We start from the raw sequence: 575 nt of genomic DNA, 5'->3' as shown, positions 1-575 counted from the left end.
ACTGCCAGAGCCGCATGGTGTGGACAGGGTCACACCCGGCGATTTCCGGCACGGAGGCCAGCAATGGAAAACGATAGCACGTTGTATGTCGGCCTGGACGTTCACAAGGAATCGATCACGGTTGCCTATGCGCTCGGCACCGGCGAGGTCGAACTGCTCGGCAAGATCGGGACGACGAAGACCGATATCGAACGCCTGTCCAAGCGCCTACAGTCGAAGGCGCGGCGCATCCACATCGTTTATGAGGCGGGTCCGTGTGGCTATGGGCTCTACCGGCAACTCATGCAGAAAGAGTTCGACTGTATGGTGTGCGCACCCTCGTTGATACCCAAGAAGCCCGGCGATCGTGTCAAGACCGATCGGCGCGATGCCATCAAGCTTGTGCGCTCGCTACGCGCCGGGGACCTCTCGCCAGTGTACGTGCCCAGCGTGGAGGACGAAGCATTCCGCGACCTGGCTCGCGCATGGGTGAGCGCGAAGGACGATCTACAGCGCGCGCGACAACGGCTGAAGGCGTTTCTCCTCTCACACGGCGTACGCTATAACGGCCGCGCCGACTGGGGGCCGATGCACCG

The 575-nt window shown here is 62.3% G+C and carries 1 protein-coding gene; it reads left to right on the top strand.

The window, feature by feature from the left end; all coding sequences use genetic code 11:
• Nucleotides 1-63 precede the first annotated feature (63 nt).
• The coding region (locus M3I53_RS38080) for a transposase (protein WP_254320823.1) at nucleotides 64-575 on the top strand (512 nt) is incomplete at its 3' end.

This window comes from Paraburkholderia sp. CNPSo 3272, assembly GCF_024206495.1.
Taxonomy (GTDB): domain Bacteria; phylum Pseudomonadota; class Gammaproteobacteria; order Burkholderiales; family Burkholderiaceae; genus Paraburkholderia.
Note: the sequence above shows the minus strand (reverse complement) of the source record. Positions and strands in the feature narration are given on the sequence as shown.